The 15,460-nt window shown below is 64.8% G+C and carries 12 protein-coding genes; 5 read left to right on the forward strand and 7 right to left on the reverse strand.

The window, feature by feature from the left end; genetic code table 11:
• Positions 1-75: 75 nt before the first annotated feature.
• Entirely contained in the window at positions 76-1,257 is a 1,182-nt protein-coding gene (locus LCM4576_RS32465) for a glycosyltransferase (RefSeq protein WP_071036763.1), read from the reverse strand.
• 152 nt (positions 1,258-1,409) lie between these two features.
• On the opposite strand from LCM4576_RS32465, the gene mutS reads away from it, so the two are divergent.
• The gene (gene mutS / locus LCM4576_RS32470; protein WP_071036393.1) at positions 1,410-4,145 is read left to right on the forward strand and encodes a DNA mismatch repair protein MutS; all 2,736 of its coding nucleotides are present in this window, start codon (positions 1,410-1,412) and stop codon (positions 4,143-4,145) included.
• Here the strand turns inward: mutS and LCM4576_RS32475 are convergent, their stop codons facing one another.
• Positions 4,146-4,784 (reverse strand): isoprenylcysteine carboxylmethyltransferase family protein, encoded by a 639-nt coding sequence (locus LCM4576_RS32475; protein WP_071036394.1) that lies wholly within the window; start codon positions 4,782-4,784, stop codon positions 4,146-4,148.
• A gap of 13 nt (positions 4,785-4,797) precedes the next feature.
• Complete coding sequence (locus LCM4576_RS32480) at positions 4,798-5,598, reverse strand: DUF3313 domain-containing protein (protein WP_244508206.1); 801 nt, start codon at positions 5,596-5,598, stop codon at positions 4,798-4,800.
• Positions 5,599-5,879: 281 nt separating this feature from the next.
• Between LCM4576_RS32480 and LCM4576_RS32485 the strand changes: the two genes are divergently transcribed.
• The 3 genes from LCM4576_RS32485 (at position 5,880) to LCM4576_RS32495 (ending at position 7,611) form a co-directional block, all read left to right on the forward strand.
• On the forward strand, positions 5,880-6,470 hold the full coding sequence (locus tag LCM4576_RS32485) for a TetR/AcrR family transcriptional regulator (protein WP_071036395.1): 591 nt from the start codon (positions 5,880-5,882) through the stop codon (positions 6,468-6,470).
• A 103-nt stretch (positions 6,471-6,573) separates the two neighbouring features.
• Positions 6,574-7,038, forward strand: a complete 465-nt coding sequence (locus tag LCM4576_RS32490) for a nuclear transport factor 2 family protein (RefSeq protein WP_071036396.1) — start codon at positions 6,574-6,576, stop codon at positions 7,036-7,038.
• A 9-nt stretch (positions 7,039-7,047) separates the two neighbouring features.
• A complete protein-coding gene (locus LCM4576_RS32495) occupies positions 7,048-7,611 on the forward strand; it encodes a TetR/AcrR family transcriptional regulator (RefSeq protein WP_071036397.1) in 564 nt (187 codons plus the stop codon).
• 9 nt (positions 7,612-7,620) lie between these two features.
• On the opposite strand, the gene LCM4576_RS32500 is transcribed toward LCM4576_RS32495, so the two are convergent.
• From LCM4576_RS32500 to LCM4576_RS32515, 4 genes are all read right to left on the reverse strand, one after another.
• Positions 7,621-8,430, reverse strand: coding sequence for an MBL fold metallo-hydrolase (locus tag LCM4576_RS32500; protein ID WP_071036398.1), 810 nt, complete (start codon positions 8,428-8,430; stop codon positions 7,621-7,623).
• Positions 8,431-8,576: 146 nt separating this feature from the next.
• On the reverse strand, positions 8,577-9,422 hold the full coding sequence (locus LCM4576_RS32505; protein ID WP_071036399.1) for an aldo/keto reductase: 846 nt from the start codon (positions 9,420-9,422) through the stop codon (positions 8,577-8,579).
• A gap of 102 nt (positions 9,423-9,524) precedes the next feature.
• Positions 9,525-9,914: a DUF305 domain-containing protein gene (locus tag LCM4576_RS32510; RefSeq protein WP_071036400.1), complete on the reverse strand. Its 390-nt coding sequence runs from the start codon at positions 9,912-9,914 to the stop codon at positions 9,525-9,527.
• Between the two features lie 40 nt (positions 9,915-9,954).
• Positions 9,955-12,459: a heavy metal translocating P-type ATPase gene (locus LCM4576_RS32515; RefSeq protein ID WP_071036401.1), complete on the reverse strand. Its 2,505-nt coding sequence runs from the start codon at positions 12,457-12,459 to the stop codon at positions 9,955-9,957.
• A 186-nt stretch (positions 12,460-12,645) separates the two neighbouring features.
• Between LCM4576_RS32515 and LCM4576_RS32520 the strand changes: the two genes are divergently transcribed.
• Entirely contained in the window at positions 12,646-15,447 is a 2,802-nt protein-coding gene (locus LCM4576_RS32520; protein WP_071036402.1) for a [protein-PII] uridylyltransferase, read from the forward strand.
• The last annotated feature ends 13 nt before the right edge of the window (positions 15,448-15,460 follow it).

Here is a 15,460-nt window from a genome sequence, read left to right on the forward strand (position 1 = left end):
GCACCCTTGAGGCAGGCGCGTGTTTATGCGTCTTCGGATTAAGGCTACACGGCAGCGCTGTAAACGGCCAAGCGATCAAGCCCGGTCCGGCTCGCCGACGAGCGCGGCAATTTCCCGCACGGTGGCCCAGCGCATCAAGCCCTCCGTGCCGGAGAACGGCCATGTCTCCAACGGGGGAGCGCTGCTGCCCTTGCGGCGCAGWAGCGCCGAGAGGAAAGCCGTGAGTTCCAGGCGCTGCGCGCGAACCTTTTCCAGCGTCCTGCCGCGAATCTCCTCGCGCGGAATGGCGCGATCGCGAAGCCGCTCGACGGCGCGACGAATGGCCGTAGGCTCAGGCTCGACGATCAGGCAATAGTCTGGATCGAAATAGACGTCGCGCCCGCCGAGGCTGGGCGTGCTGACGATCGGCAGCCCGGCCATCAGATACTCCATGCTGGAATACATCGCCCCTTCGACGGCGGACAGGCACAGCCCCACCGCGGCCTGGTTGTAGACATGGTTGACCTCGGCGGAGGTCAATCTGCCGGGCAGGCCGTCGACAAGCGGATTGGCGATCCGGTGACGTGGCGATTGCGCCTGGAGGCGGCGAATGAAGGCGCGCGCGGCCGGCGGCGTCAATTCGCCGATCGAATAGGTGACGTGGACCAGCCGGTCGATCTCGAAAGCGAGATAATGGCGTTTCATCGGCGAGATGCGGCCGTTGTAGACGGCATCGAACTCGACCGGCACGTCCGGCAAGGGCCGAAAGACGTCTTCGGATATCATCAGATTGTGATTGGAGAACATGGCATTGCCGCCGACCGCGGCGATGAGACGACGCTCTTCCTCGTTGTTGCAGAGGAAGACGACCTCATGAAGAGGAAAACGCTTGGCGTACCAGGCAAGGTCGCGGCCCATCTGGGCGACGACGGCCGGCCTCTCCATCGTCCACATCGGCATCAGCAGGAAGGTGACACGACGCGCGCCGAGACGCCGGCCCATAGCGGCCAATGGATACAGCGGACGAGGTCCGCCGACCGGGATATACAGCACCAGCGGATCGCGGCTGAATATATGCGCCGACATCTCGATGCCGCCGTCGAGATCCGACAAAGGGCCGCGCGCCGGCAGGATATAAGGAAAACGCTTGYGCRCCGAAACCCTCAGTTTGTTCGCGGTTCGATGGGCGCGCCGCGTCGCCAGCAGCCAGAGCCRCTCGGCGGTCGAGCCGACCGGGCCGACCATTTCGTCGAAAGTCTCCTGCTTGTCGCGATCCACCAAAGACCCCGCCGCCTTGCCCCAAGGGAACCATAGAGTGCCCGGCCGGCCCGGYGCAACCGGGTTTCCATCGCGGCGGCCGCCACCAGTCTTCCCCTGCTTTTCGCGCCGCCGGCATTAAACCGGGCTGCTACTTCTGCTAGCGTCCGGGGATGAACATGCACATGCTGACAGACACCGACATCCAGGAAACGAYGACGCCTGCGCCCGCCGCGGGCGGCGTCACGCCGATGATGGAGCAATTCATCGAGATCAAGGCGGCAAACCCGGATTCGCTGCTGTTCTATCGCATGGGCGATTTCTACGAGCTGTTCTTCGACGATGCGGAGAAGGCAAGCCAGGCRCTGGGCATCGTTCTGACCAAGCGCGGCAAGCACCAGGGTCACGACATACCGATGTGCGGCGTGCCGGTGCATGCCGCGGACGATTATCTGCAAAAGCTGATAGCGCAAGGCTTTCGCGTCGCCGTGTGCGAGCAGATCGAGGATCCGGCCGAAGCCAAGAAACGCGGCTCCAAATCGGTGGTGCGGCGCGACGTGGTGCGGCTGGTCACGCCGGGCACCATCACCGAGGACAAGCTGCTTGCGCCCTCGGAATCTAGCTTCCTGATGGCGCTCGGCCGCGTCAAGGCCGGCGCCGCGGCCAGCCAGGCCGGCTTTGCGCTGGCCTGGATCGACATTTCGACCGGCGCCTTCCGCGTTGCCGAGACGAGCGCCGAGCGGCTGCTTGCCGACATCTTCCGCGTCGATCCGCGCGAGCTGATCGTCGCCGAACCGGTTTTCCACGATCCGGACTTGCGACCGGTCTTCGACGTTCTCGGCCGGGTCGCCAATCCCCAGCCGCCGTCGCTGTTCGATTCGGCTTCGGCCACGGGACGGATCGCGCGCTTCTTCGAGGTCGCGACGCCGGACAGTTTCGGCACCTTCTCGCGCGCCGAACTGTCGGCGATCTCGGGCGCCATCGCCTATGTCGAGAAGACGCAGAAGGCCGAACGGCCGCCGCTGTCGCGCCCCGAGCGCGAGGAGCAGGGCTCGACACTGTTCATCGACCCGGCGACGCGCGCCAATCTGGAATTGCTGCGCACGCTGTCCGGCAGCCGCGACGGCTCGCTGTTCAAGGCAATCGACCGCACCGTGACCGGAGGCGGCGCGCGCTTGCTCGCCGACCGGCTGATGGCACCGCTGACCGATCCAGAGGCGATTGCAGCCCGACTGGATTCGGTGTCGTTCTTCCGCACCGAGACAAGGCTTTGCCAGGGCCTGCGGACGAGCCTCAAAAGCGTCGCCGACATGCCGCGGGCGCTGTCCAGGCTGGCGCTCAACCGCGGCGGTCCGCGCGATCTGGGCGCGCTGCGCGCCGGATTCGAAGCGGCCGGCGCGATCGCCGAACTGTTCGCGGCGGCCGCCCTRCCCGCCGAGCTCGCCGCGGCACTGGCCGCGATCAAGGCCTTGCCGGAGGCRCTCGCCCGCCACCTCAGCGAGGCGCTCGACGACGAGCTGCCGCTGATCAAGCGTGACGGTGGCTTCGTGCGGTCTGGCTACAATGCCGAGCTCGACGAGATGCGGGCGCTGCGCGATGAATCGCGAAAAGTGATCGCAGGGCTGGAGCGTTCGCTGATCGAGGAAACCGGCATTCGCTCACTGAAGATCCGGCACAACAATGTGCTCGGCTACTACATCGAGGTTACCGCCAACCACCATTCGCTCATGACCGGAAGCGACGCCGCCAAAGCGCGCTTCATCCATCGTCAGACCATGGCCAACGCCATGCGCTTCACCACGACGGAACTGGCGGAGCTGGAATCGAAGATCGCCAACGCCGCCGACCGGGCGCTGAGCATCGAGCTCGCCGCCTTCGACCGGCTGACGGCGGAAGTGGTGGGCGAGGCCGAACGGATCCGTGCTGGCGCCGACGCACTAGCGGCGCTGGATGTTTCGTCGGCGCTGGCTTTGCTTTCCGAGAGCGAGGGCTGGTGCCGGCCGCTGGTGGATTCGAGCCTCGCCTTCGAGATTGCCGGCGGGCGTCATCCGGTGGTCGAACAGGCGCTCAGGCGTTCCGGCGAAGGGCCGTTCGTCGCCAATGATTGCGACCTGTCGCCCGAAGGCGGCACCAAGGCCGGCGCGATCTGGCTGCTCACCGGCCCTAATATGGGCGGTAAATCGACGTTCCTCAGACAGAATGCGCTGATCGCGATCCTTGCCCAGACCGGCTCCTACGTGCCGGCTGAGAGCGCCCATATCGGCGTCGTCGACCGGCTGTTCTCGCGCGTCGGCGCCTCGGATGATCTGGCGCGCGGCCGCTCGACCTTCATGGTCGAGATGGTCGAGACGGCGGCGATCCTTAATCAGGCAGGCGAGCGGGCRCTGGTCATCCTCGACGAGATCGGCCGCGGCACCGCAACCTTCGACGGCCTGTCGATCGCCTGRGCGGCCGTCGAATATCTGCATGAGAAGAATCGCTGCCGGGCGATCTTCGCCACGCATTTCCACGAGATGACGGCGCTGGCCGGCAAATTGCCGCGGCTTCACAACGTCACCATGCGGGTCAAGGAATGGGAAGGCGACGTCGTCTTCCTGCACGAGGTCGGCAAGGGTGCGGCCGACCGCTCCTACGGCGTGCAGGTGGCGCGACTGGCCGGCCTGCCCGAGGCGGTCGTCGCCCGCGCCAAGGAGGTTCTGCATCAGCTGGAAGAGGGCGAGGTTTCGGGCAAGACCAATCGGCTGGTCGACGATTTGCCGCTGTTTTCGGTGGCGATGAAACGCGAAGCGCCGAAGCCGGTCAAGAGCGACGCGCTGGGCGACGCGCTCGGCGCGATCAATCCCGACGAGATGACACCGCGCGAGGCGCTGGAGGCACTCTACCGGCTGAAGGGACTGTCGAGCCGGTGATCAGAACAATCGGAACATCGGCGTCACCAGCCCTGCCGACTGAAGCCAGCCGAGCAATTCGACCGCCAGTATCGCTGCAAGGAAGTAAGAGCCGTCGATGGCGGTCCGCCTCAACGCCGTCGAATCGAACGTGACGGGAGACGGGCCCGAAACATCGTTATCATCGCGCCGCAGACGKGGAAAGAAGGCGGGCACGCTTCGACGATAGCGCCAATAGGCCTCGCCAAAGATCGCATCCAGCGCCATCGCTTCGCGCATCGCGACATAGGAAAAGACCAGGCTGGTGAAGACAAAAAGAGCCGCCGAAAGGATCAGCGACCCGAATGTCAACCCGACGCCGGCCAGTCCAAGGGCCGAGAAGAAATAGAGCGGGTTGCGCGTATAGGCGTAGGGGCCGGTTGTGACGAGTTCACGGTTCTTGCGCCCGCCAACGTAGAGCGACGCCCAGCARCGGCCGCCGATACAGATGAGGATCAGCACGGTACCCGCAAATTCCAGCATTTCTCGAAAGGCGCTGCCTTGCGGCCACCCACTCTGCGCAAGCAGGGCCGGCGCCAGGACGACGGGCGCAGCCAGCCAAAGGAAGCGCATCCTTCTGCCCTGTTGAAAAACCGTCGGGGGGAGCGGCATCTTCTGCATTTGCGTCACCGCCTCAGTCGTTGCGCACCGCGGCTCCCTTGTCGGTCCAGGCCGGCGGCAGGCCAATCCGATCGCCGACGAAGCCGACGAGACCGGGCGACTTTCCGAAGGCCTTGCAGGCCGGGTATTTCGGCCCGCCGCCGGCCATGGCGCGCAGCTCCGCCCTGGTCGGAAGCGACGGCAGCTTGCCGAAAGGCGTCGTGCCGGTGACAAGGAGCTTGCTGAAATCATGGCCGAATTTCGCCGCAAGGTCGTAGGCATCGCCCTCCCGGGCTACCCGGCCGGAATCCAGCAGGGCGTTGGCGCCACGTCCCCAGATCATGGCAGCTGCCTGCTTGCCGTTTTCACCAATCGCTTCGGCTTCAAGCGACAGGCTGCCCAATCCGATCGGCAGGCGCGGGACCGGAATGCGGACTTCGGGGAGCGCGACGGAAACCGCCGTTGACGCGACCTTCGAAACGCCCACCGCCAGCGCATTCGTCGGCGCCACATGTGTTACCATCGCGTGGACGGTCAGGTCGGCCGGCTCGGTCAGGGCGACCACTTGAAAGCGCCGGCTCAGGCCGGAGCAAAGGGTCCTGTCGACGGCGTTCGTGATCAGACCGCGCTGCGCCGGTGTCAATGTCGATGTTCCGGCGGCAGGTTGCGAAAAGCCCGTCGGAATGATCCGGACGGTTTTTGCCGCAAGCACGTCGTCCTTGGCCACCCGCATCAGTGAGCGGGTCAACAAACCGTCCGACGGTTTCAACTCGTCATAGGATTGCAGCGAGCCTACCTGATCAAGCGGCGCGGACGCGCAGCCGACCGCAAGCATGCTCAAGACCAGCACAAACGGCCATACTATGCGGTGGTCCGCGCGGCACGCGCTCGGATCGAACAGGCCACCACGACCGGTGTGAGCCTCGCGACGGGAACGCAAGCAAGCTGCCATGGATGCCTCTGTCTGGGTGCGCCCGTGGGTCGTGTCGGGGAGCATCAATATTTGCACTCAGTGCAAATATTGATGGCGCCATTATGGCGAGGCGTGATGACGGGACTTGAATGTGCGCCAAATTTCTTGTCGCATTTGAGGAAAGGTCGTGTCAGGAGCGCCTCATGAACGATGCGCCAAAACCAGAAGGCTTGCGCGAGYGGAAGCGGCGAGAAACCTCCCACCGCATCGCAGCAGCCGGCCTGAACGCTTTCCTGGCCAAGGGCTATGACGCGACCACGCTCGACGAGATCGCCGCAGCCGCCGGCATCTCGCGCCGGACGTTCTTCCACTATTTCAAGAGCAAGGACGAGGTTCTGCTGGCGTCTCTGAGCAACTACGCGAGCATGGTCAAAGCCATGATCCTTGCCGAGCCGCCGAGCGGATCGGCGATCGACATCGCCCGCGGCGCATTRCTCAATCTTGCCGGCAGTTTCCATGCATCGGAAATGATGGCGACCGCCAAACTCATGCGGGAGAGCAAGACGCTGCGCTCGCGCACGCATGCGGGCTACCTGCAGCTCGAGYAAGCCATCTTCGACGGCTTATCCGAGTTGCGGCCGGACGAGGCACGCAACAGTCTGCGGCTGGTCTCCCTGGTGGCGGTCGTGGCGTTGCGCCTAGCCGTGGAAACATGGCAGCAGCAGCAGGCCAGGCATCCGCTGGCAGGATATGTCCAGGACGCCTTTGAACGACTGAAAGCCGAGATTCAATAAGTCCAGTCGTCTGAGGCATCGCAAAGAACAAAAGCTGTGTTGACTAATTGTACCGATCGGTACAATGTCGGCTATCGACAATCGGAACCGACAGGAGATTTCCATGAGCCGTCCGCCATTGCCGCCCTTCACGGCCGAAACGGCGGCGCAAAAAGCGCGCCTTGCGGAGGACGCCTGGAACAGCCGCGACCCGGAACGGGTTTCGCTCGCCTATACCGAGGACAGCGTCTGGCGGAACCGGGCCGAGTTCATCTCAGGCCGCGGCGAGATCGTCGGCTTCCTCAAGCRCAAATGGGCGCGCGAGTTGGATTACCGCCTCATCAAGGAGGTCTGGACCTGGAACGAGAACCGCATCGCAGTGCGCTTCGCCTATGAATGGCGCGATGACAGCGGGCATTGGTTCCGTTCCTACGGCAACGAGAACTGGGAGTTCGACGAGGCAGGCCTGATGCGCCGCCGCGTGGCAAGCATCAACGACCTGCCGATCACCGAGCGCGAGCGGAAATATCATTGGCCCCTCGGCCGCCGACCGGATGACCATCCCGGCCTCTCGGAGCTCGGACTGTAAGACCCGCGAATGCGCAGAATCGCTCCAGATCGCGACCAGTTGCTGGGGATCATTGCGGAAGTCTTCCGCGAGCATGGCTATGAGGGCGCCAGCCTGGCCTTGATCGGCGAGGCGACGGGGCTTGGCAAGGGAAGCCTCTACCACTTCTTTCCCGGCGGCAAGGAGGAGATGGCGGGAGCCGTCATTGCCCATATCGACGGCTGGTTCGAGGAAAATGTCTTCGCGCCCCTGCGCGACAGCGCCGACCCTTTGGCCGGGATCGAACAGATGCTTGCGGGGACGGACAGCTATTTCCGCTCGGGGCGCCGGGTTTGCCTGATCGGCGCCTTCGCGCTGGATGAATCGCGCGATCTCTTCGCCGGCCAGATAAGAGACTATTTCGGCCGCTGGGTGACGCATCTTGCCGATGCGCTTGCCCGATCCGGGCACCGGCCGGGCGAGGCCAGCGAGCTGGCCGAGGAAGCCGTCGCCGCCATCCAGGGCGCGCTCACGCTTGCCCGCGCCGCCAACGACCTTGATGTGTTTTCACGGGCATTGCGGCGACTGCGCATGCGGCTGCTGGCCAAAACGTAGAGCCGGCCGCTACAGGGGCTGGAAGCGGAAAGCTGCTTCGGTTCGGAAAACCCGGCCGACGCCCGGCGAATCGAGATGCGCTCCGGCAACGCACCAGGCGTTGTCGGCGGCAAGCCCCAAGATGCGCAGCCGGGTTGCCCGCGCCTGCTCCTGGTCGGCGTCGAATTCCCATGCGACCTCCGGCCGTTCGAACTGGAGCGATGGCACATGCACGAGGTCGCCCCAGACCAGCAATGTCTCACTGCGGCTCGTGACACGAAAGCCGGTGTGACCGATTTCGTGGCCGGTAGCGGCAACCGCCTCGATACTCGCGCTCAGGTGCTGCCCGKGGTCCGAAGGTTCTGCTCGATCATGGAAGCGGCTCAACCGCGCTACCGACCGGAACATGTCGAGTTCAGGCCGAGGCWCAAGCAAGCGGGAGAGTTGCGGGAAGCCGTCGCGRCCATCCGGAAGGACGAGCCCGTGGATATGGTCGAGATGGGTGTGGGTGAAGGCGACCGTGCGTATCCGATCGACGACGATCCGCGCTTCGCTTAGTGCCTGCGGCAGAAAGCCCATCGTCGGGTGCCAGGCGTTCGAGGACCCCGTATCGATCAGCGTGATGTCTTCGCCGTCGTCGATGGCAAAGGCGTTGACCGACAATCTGAGCGCRCCTTCGAAGAGCGGTACCTGCGACGGGAGATCGCCGTCGAAGGGCTTGTCTCCCGGCTGGCGCAGCCGCCGGACCGGCATGTCGACATAGCCGTCACGCAGCGAGGTGACGGTCAAGTCGCCGATCTTATAGGCCGTGTGATGCGGCCCGGCTGAAATTCGTTCCAATGCCTGCTCCCGGTTCAGTCGCAAAATCCGGATCGAGGTTTTCGGCTAGAGCGTTTCACCGTTTCACGGAAACGGCGAGCCGCCCTATCCCTTTGTTTTTACGCAATTCCGGACGGAAAACCGCTCACACTTTTCCTGGAATTGCTCTAGATCATCTCCAGCCCGCGCTTGCGCGTCGGCGGCGGGAAGGCGCGGTCGAGATCGGCGAGATCCTGCGCCGTCAGCTTGATGTCGAGTGCGGCGGCGTTTTGGCGCACATGCTCCTGGCGACTGGCCTTCGGGATAGCGATGACGCCTTGCTGCGCCATCACCCAGGCAAGCGCGATCTGCGCGGCGGTCGCCTTGTGCCGGGCGGCAATTGCATCGAGCCTGGYGTTGCGCGCCAGCGCGCCCTGCTCCACCGGCGAATAGGCCATCAGCGGTATGCCGCGCTCCGCGCACCACGGGGCCAGATCGAATTCGGGGCCGCGCCGGGAAAGGTTGTAGAGCACCTGATTGGTCTGGACATTGCCGCCGGACGGCAGACGGACGAGATCCTCCATCTCATCCGTGTCAAAATTGCTGACGCCCCAGTGGCGGACCTTGCCTTCGGCCTTCAGGGCCTCGAAGGCTTCAACGGTTTCGGACAGTGGCACGCTGCCCGGCCAATGCAGCAGATAGAGATCGATGCGGTCGGTGGCGAGCCGTTTCAGGCTGCTCTCGCAGGCGCGCTTCACGCCGGCGCGCGAAGCGTTGGAGGGCAGCACCTTGGAGACCAGGAAGGTCTCGTCGCGCCGCCCGGCTATGGCTTCCGCCACAACTTCCTCGGCGCCCCCGCTGGCATACATTTCGGCGGTGTCGATCAACGTGATGCCGAGATCGAGCCCGAGCTTCAGCGCCGCGACCTCATCGGCGCGGCGGCGCCGGTCCTCGCCCATCTTCCAGGTGCCCTGGCCCAGCACCGGAACGGCTTCGCCGGACGGCAGCTTGAGGGTTCTGATCGACGCGGGCATGGCTTTCTCCGTAGGATGCCGGATGGCAGCACAGCCTTGGCCGGAAATCCAGACCGAAGGCTCGTGGCTGCCTGGATTTCTGAGGCTGCCCGCCCGCAGTGGCTATTTCGCCGGATGCTTGGCAAGCCAGTCCTGCATTTCCTTAATTTCGGCCTCCTGGGCCGTGACCACGCCTTCGGCGAGCTTGCGGATTTCCGGGTCCTTGCCGTTGGCGATCACCACCTTGGCCATGTCGATGGCGCCCTGGTGATGCGGGATCATGCCGCGGACGAAGTCGACATCGGCATTGCCGGTGTATTTGATCGCCATGTCCTTGTGCATCTTCTTCATCGCCGCCTCATACCCCGTCGTGGCCGGGCTCTGGGCGCCCATCCCCATCTTGGACATGTYGTGCTTCATCTCCTCGGACGAGGCCGGCACGCTTTCGAGGAAGACGGCAAGCAGCATTCCCGCCGCCATCAAAAGCAGCACGATTTTCTTGGCCAGGGTCATTAAGGTCTCCTTTGTTGGATTTCGTATCTGGGGGCTTTGCTCAGAGTTTCAATGTTCTCAGCCGCAAGGCATTGGCGATGACCGACACCGAGGACAGGCTCATCGCCGCTGCGGCGATCATCGGCGACAGCAATGTGCCGGTGAGCGGATAGAGCACACCGGCGGCGACCGGCACGCCGAGCACGTTGTAAAGGAAGGCGAAGAACAGGTTCTGGCGGATGTTGCGGATCGTCGCCTGAGCAAGCGTGCGCGCCCTGACGATGYCGTTCAAATCGCCCTTGACCAGCGTGATGCCGGCGCTTTCGACGGCGACGTCGGCGCCGGTGCCCATGGCGATGCCGACATCGGCGGCGGCCAGCGCCGGCGCGTCGTTGACTCCGTCGCCGGCCATGGCGACGACAGCGCCTTTGCCGCGCAGCTCTTCCACCAGAGCGCTCTTGCCGTCCGGCAGCAGGCCGGCGCGGATATCGTCGATGCCGAGCCTGCCGGCGATGGCTTTTGCCGTGCGCTCATTGTCGCCGGTGGCCATGATGATCTTCAGGCCCGTGTCATGCAGCGCCCTGATCGCCTCGGCCGTCGTTGCCTTTACGGGATCGGCGACAGCGACGATGCCGGCGAAGCCGCCGTCGACGGCCACGAACATGGCCGTCTTGCCGTCGGCCTGCAGCGCCTCGGCACCGGCCGCCGACGTTCCGACGCCCAGATCCGCCATCATCGCCGCGTTTCCGAGCGCGACCTTCCGGCCCGACACCATGCCCGAAACGCCCTTGCCGGTGACGGCTTCGAAATCGGCGGCGTCGGCCAGCTTCAGACCGCGCGCGGCGGCGCCTTCGACAATCGCCTCGGCCAGCGGATGCTCCGAGCCCTTTTCGAGCGTGGCGGCAAGGCCCAGAAGATCGTTGTCCTCCATGCCCTCTGCCGCAACGACATCGGTAAGCCGCGGCTTGCCCTCGGTCAGCGTGCCGGTCTTATCGACGATCAGCGTGTCGACGGCGGCGAAGCGTTCGAGCGCCGCCGCTTCCTTGATCAGCACGCCGGCATGCGCGCCACGCCCGGTCGCCGTCATGATCGACATTGGCGTGGCGAGACCAAGCGCGCAGGGGCAGGCGATGATCAGCACCGACACCGCCGAGACGATGGCGAAGATCAGGCTCGGCGACGGACCGAGAAGCGCCCAGGCGAAGAAAGCGATGATGGCGACCAGCACGACGGCCGGAACGAAATAGAAGGACACGCGGTCGGCCAGCCCCTGGATCGGCGCGCGCGAACGCTGCGCCTTGGCGACCAGCTCGACGATGCGCGACAGCGTGGTTTCGACGCCGACCTTCTCGGCGCRCATGACCAGCGAGCCGTTCTTGTTCAGCGTGCCGCCGGTAAGATTGTCGCCCTCGGTCTTCTCGACCGGCAGCGGTTCGCCCGTGATCATCGATTCATCGATCGCCGAGCGGCCCTCCAGCACGATGCCGTCGACCGGCACGGCGTCGCCGGGGCGGATGCGGAGCTTGTCCCCGGTCTTGACATGATCGAGCGGCACGTCGTTCTCGGAGCCATCGGCGCCGATCAGACGCGCCGTCTTCGGCGCAAGGTCAAGGAGCGCGCGAATGGCCGAGCCGGTGCGCTCGCGGGCCCTCAGTTCCAACACCTGGCCGAGGAAGACCAACGCGACGATGACGGCGGCGGCCTCGAAATAGACCGGAACCGCGCCGTCATGACCGCGGAACTGATGCGGGAAGATGTCCGGGAACAGGGCGGCGACCACGCTGTAAAGATAGGCGGCGCCGACACCCAGCGAGATCAGCGTCCACATATTGGGGCTACGGTTGAGGATCGATTCCCAGCCGCGGTGGAAGAACGGAAACGCCGCCCACAGCAMCACCGGGCTTGCCAGCGCCAGCTCCGCCCAAGTCTTGGTGCGACCGTCGATGAGGTTTTCGAAGCTGAAGCCCAGCATCGGCGCCATGGCGACGATCAGGAGCGGTACGGAAAGCACCGCGCTGACCCAGAAGCGGCGCGTGAAATCGACAAGTTCCGGGTTAGGGCCTTCGTCGCCTGTCGGCACGCCCATCGGCTCCAGCGCCATGCCGCAGATCGGGCAGGAACCGGGCTTGTCGCGGATGATCTCGGGATGCATCGGGCAGGTGTATTGCGTGCCCTTCGGCATCGGCTGCGGCTCGGGCCGGCCGGCAAGATATTTTGCCGGCTCCGCCTCGAACTTGGCCTTGCAACCGGCGGAGCAGAAATAGAAACCCTGCCCTTCGTGGCGAACGAAGTGCTTCGCGCTCGCGCGATCGACATTCATGCCGCAGACCGGATCGGTGGCCGTCAGGTAGCTGTCCGGCTCGGCCTGGAATTTCGCGCGGCAGCGCTCGCTGCAGAAATGAAACGTCCGGCCGCCATGCTCGGCCGTCGGCTTGCCGGCCGCCGGATCGACCGTCATGCCGCAGACAGGATCGCGAATCACCGCTTCGGCGGCGGGCGCGGTGCTCTTTGCGGAGCAGCAGGCGCCGCCATGCGCATGATGGTGGTGATGGTCGGAATGGGTCATCGGCAGTACCTCGAAATTCTCGAATTGAGGCGGAGGTAGTCCTTCCAGTTACTGGAAGGTCAAGGGCCGGTTTCGACTTTTGCGAAAATCGGCCGGGCGATTGCGGTTTACGCTTCCGCGCGGCGGCAAATCGCGGCCGCCGCCCCCATACACAGCGCCGCGAAAACAGGCTATAGACGCCGCCGAATGGCAAAGATCTCCCTGAAACTCGACGAAATCATCGATGGCGACGCGCTGCGCCGCGACCTGACCGCGCTGACGGCGGCGACCGCCGGCGACGGTTCTGGACCGGCGGTTCGCACGGCCGTCCTGCAGCTGCTCAAAGGCAGGCTGGCGGAGGGGCGCAAGATCGCCGAGGCCATGCTCATGCAGGATGGCGGCGGCAATGCCTGCGCCGAGCGGCTCTCGCATCTGATGGATGAGCTGATCCGGGCGCTCTATGATTTCGCCGCCACCCACGTCTACCGCGTCAAGAACCGGTCGGTGGCCGAGCGCATGGCGGTCGTGGCCGTCGGCGGCTATGGCCGCGGCACGCTGGCGCCGGGCTCCGACATCGACCTGCTTTTCCTCTTGCCCTACAAGCAGACGCCGTGGGGCGAGCAGATCGTCGAATACATGCTCTACATGCTGTGGGATATGGGGCTAAAGGTCGGCCACGCCACCCGCAACATCGAGGAGTGCCTGAGGCTCTCGCGCAGCGACATCACCATCCGCACATCGATCCTGGAGGCGCGTTTCCTGTGGGGCGAACGCAAGCTCTATGACGAGCTGCTCACCCGCTTCGACCACGAAGTGGTGCGCACGACCGGGCCGGAATATGTGCAGGCCAAGCTCGCCGAGCGCGACGAGCGCCACGCCAAGGCCGGCGAAAGCCGCTACCTGGTCGAGCCCAACGTCAAGGACGGCAAAGGCGGCCTGCGCGACCTGCAGACGCTGTTCTGGATCGGCAAATATTTCTATCGCGTGCGCACCGGCGAGGAGCTCGTCGAGAAGGGCGTCTTCACCGAGGCCGAATACCGCGAGTTCCAGAAGGCCGAGGACTTTTTGTGGGCGGTGYGCTGCCACATGCATTTCCTCACCGGCAAGGCGGAGGAACGGCTGCATTTCGACATCCAGCGCGAGATCGCCGAACGGCTAGGCTATACGACGCATCCCGGCCTGTCGGCGGTCGAGCGCTTCATGAAGCACTATTTCCTCGTCGCCAAGGATGTCGGCGACCTCACCCGCATCTTCTGCGCTGCGCTCGAGGAAGAGCAGGCCAAGCATGTGCCGGGCTTCAACCGCATCTTCCTCACCTTCCAGCGGCGCAAGCGCAAGCTTGCCGGCACAAGCGATTTCATCGTCGACAATCACCGCATCAACATCGCCGACGACGRCGTCTTCGAGCGCGATCCGGTCAATCTGCTGAGGTTGTTCTGGTTCGCCGACAAGCATGGGCTGGAGTTTCATCCGGATGCRCTCAAGCTGCTCACCCGCTCGCTTGGCCTCGTCAACAAGTCGCTGCGGCGCGACGAGGAGGCCAACCGGCTGTTCCTCGACATATTGACCTCGGACCGCAACGCCGAGCTCAACCTGCGGCGCATGAACGAGGCGGGGCTGCTCGGCAGGCTGATCCCCGATTTCGGGAAGATCGTCGCCATGATGCAGTTCTCGATGTACCACCACTACACGGTGGACGAGCATCTGATCCGCTGCATCGGCGTGCTGGCCGAGATCGAGCGCGGCGACGGCGCCAAAGTGCATCCGCTGTCGCATTCGCTGATGCCGGGGCTGAGGAAGAGCCGCGAGGCGCTTTATGTCGCCGTGCTTCTGCACGACATCGCCAAAGGCCGTCCGGAGGATCATTCGGAAGCCGGCGCCCGYATTGCCCGACGCATCTGCCCGCATATGGGGTTGTCTGCAGCCGACACCGAGACCGTCGCCTGGCTGGTCGAGAATCACCTCGTGATGTCGATGATGGCGCAGACGCGCGACCTCAACGACCGCAAGACCATCGAGGATTTCGCCTCGATCGTGCAGTCGGTCGAGCGGCTGAAGCTGCTTTTGATCCTGACTGTCTGCGACATCCGGGGCGTCGGGCCTGGTGTGTGGAACGGCTGGAAGGGGCAATTGCTGCGCACGCTTTATTTCGAGACCGAACTGCTGCTCACCGGCGGCTTCTCCGAAGTCTCGCGCGCCGAGCGCACGGCGGCAGCGCGCGAGCAGCTGGCCGGGGCGCTGTCCGCCTGGCCGGCCAAGGAACGCAAGCGCTACGTCGCCCTGCACTACGAGAACTATCTGCTCACCGTCGACCTCCCCGACCAGCTTCGCCATGCCGAGTTCATCCGCGAGGCGGACGCGGCCGGCAAGAAACTCGCCACCATGGTCAAGACGCATGAGTTCGAGGCGGTGACCGAGATCACCGTGCTGGCGCCGGACCATCCGCGCCTGCTGTCTATCATCGCCGGAGCCTGTGCCGCGGCCGGCGGCAACATCGTCGACGCGCAGATCTTCACCACCTCGGACGGGCGCGCGCTCGACTCCATCCTGATCTCGAGGGAATTCGACCTTGACGAGGACGAGCGCCGCCGTGCCGAGCGCGTCGGCCGGCTGATCGAGGACGTGCTGTCCGGCAAGAGCTGGCTGCCCGAGATGATCGAGAAGCGCACCAAGCCGAAACGCGGCGCCAAGGCTTTCAGGATTCCGCCGCGCGCCGAGATCCGCAACACGCTGTCCAACCGCTTCTCGGTGATCGAGGTCGAGGGTCTCGACCGGCCGGGGCTGCTCTCCGAGATCACCGGAACGCTTTCCGACCTTTCGCTCGACATCGCCTCGGCGCATATCACCACCTTTGGCGAGAAGGTCATCGACACGTTCTACGTCACCGACCTGACCGGACAGAAGATCGACAGCCCGACGCGCACCGCCGCCATCCACAAGCGGCTGATCGATACGCTGGAAGGCAATTCGTCGGAACGCAACGGCAAGGCCAAGGCGGYGGCCGAGTGACCATCCAATTGAC

Origin of the sequence: Mesorhizobium sp. LCM 4576 (assembly GCF_001854815.1) — a bacterium.
In the GTDB taxonomy this organism is placed as follows: Bacteria; Pseudomonadota; Alphaproteobacteria; order Rhizobiales; family Rhizobiaceae; genus Mesorhizobium; species Mesorhizobium plurifarium.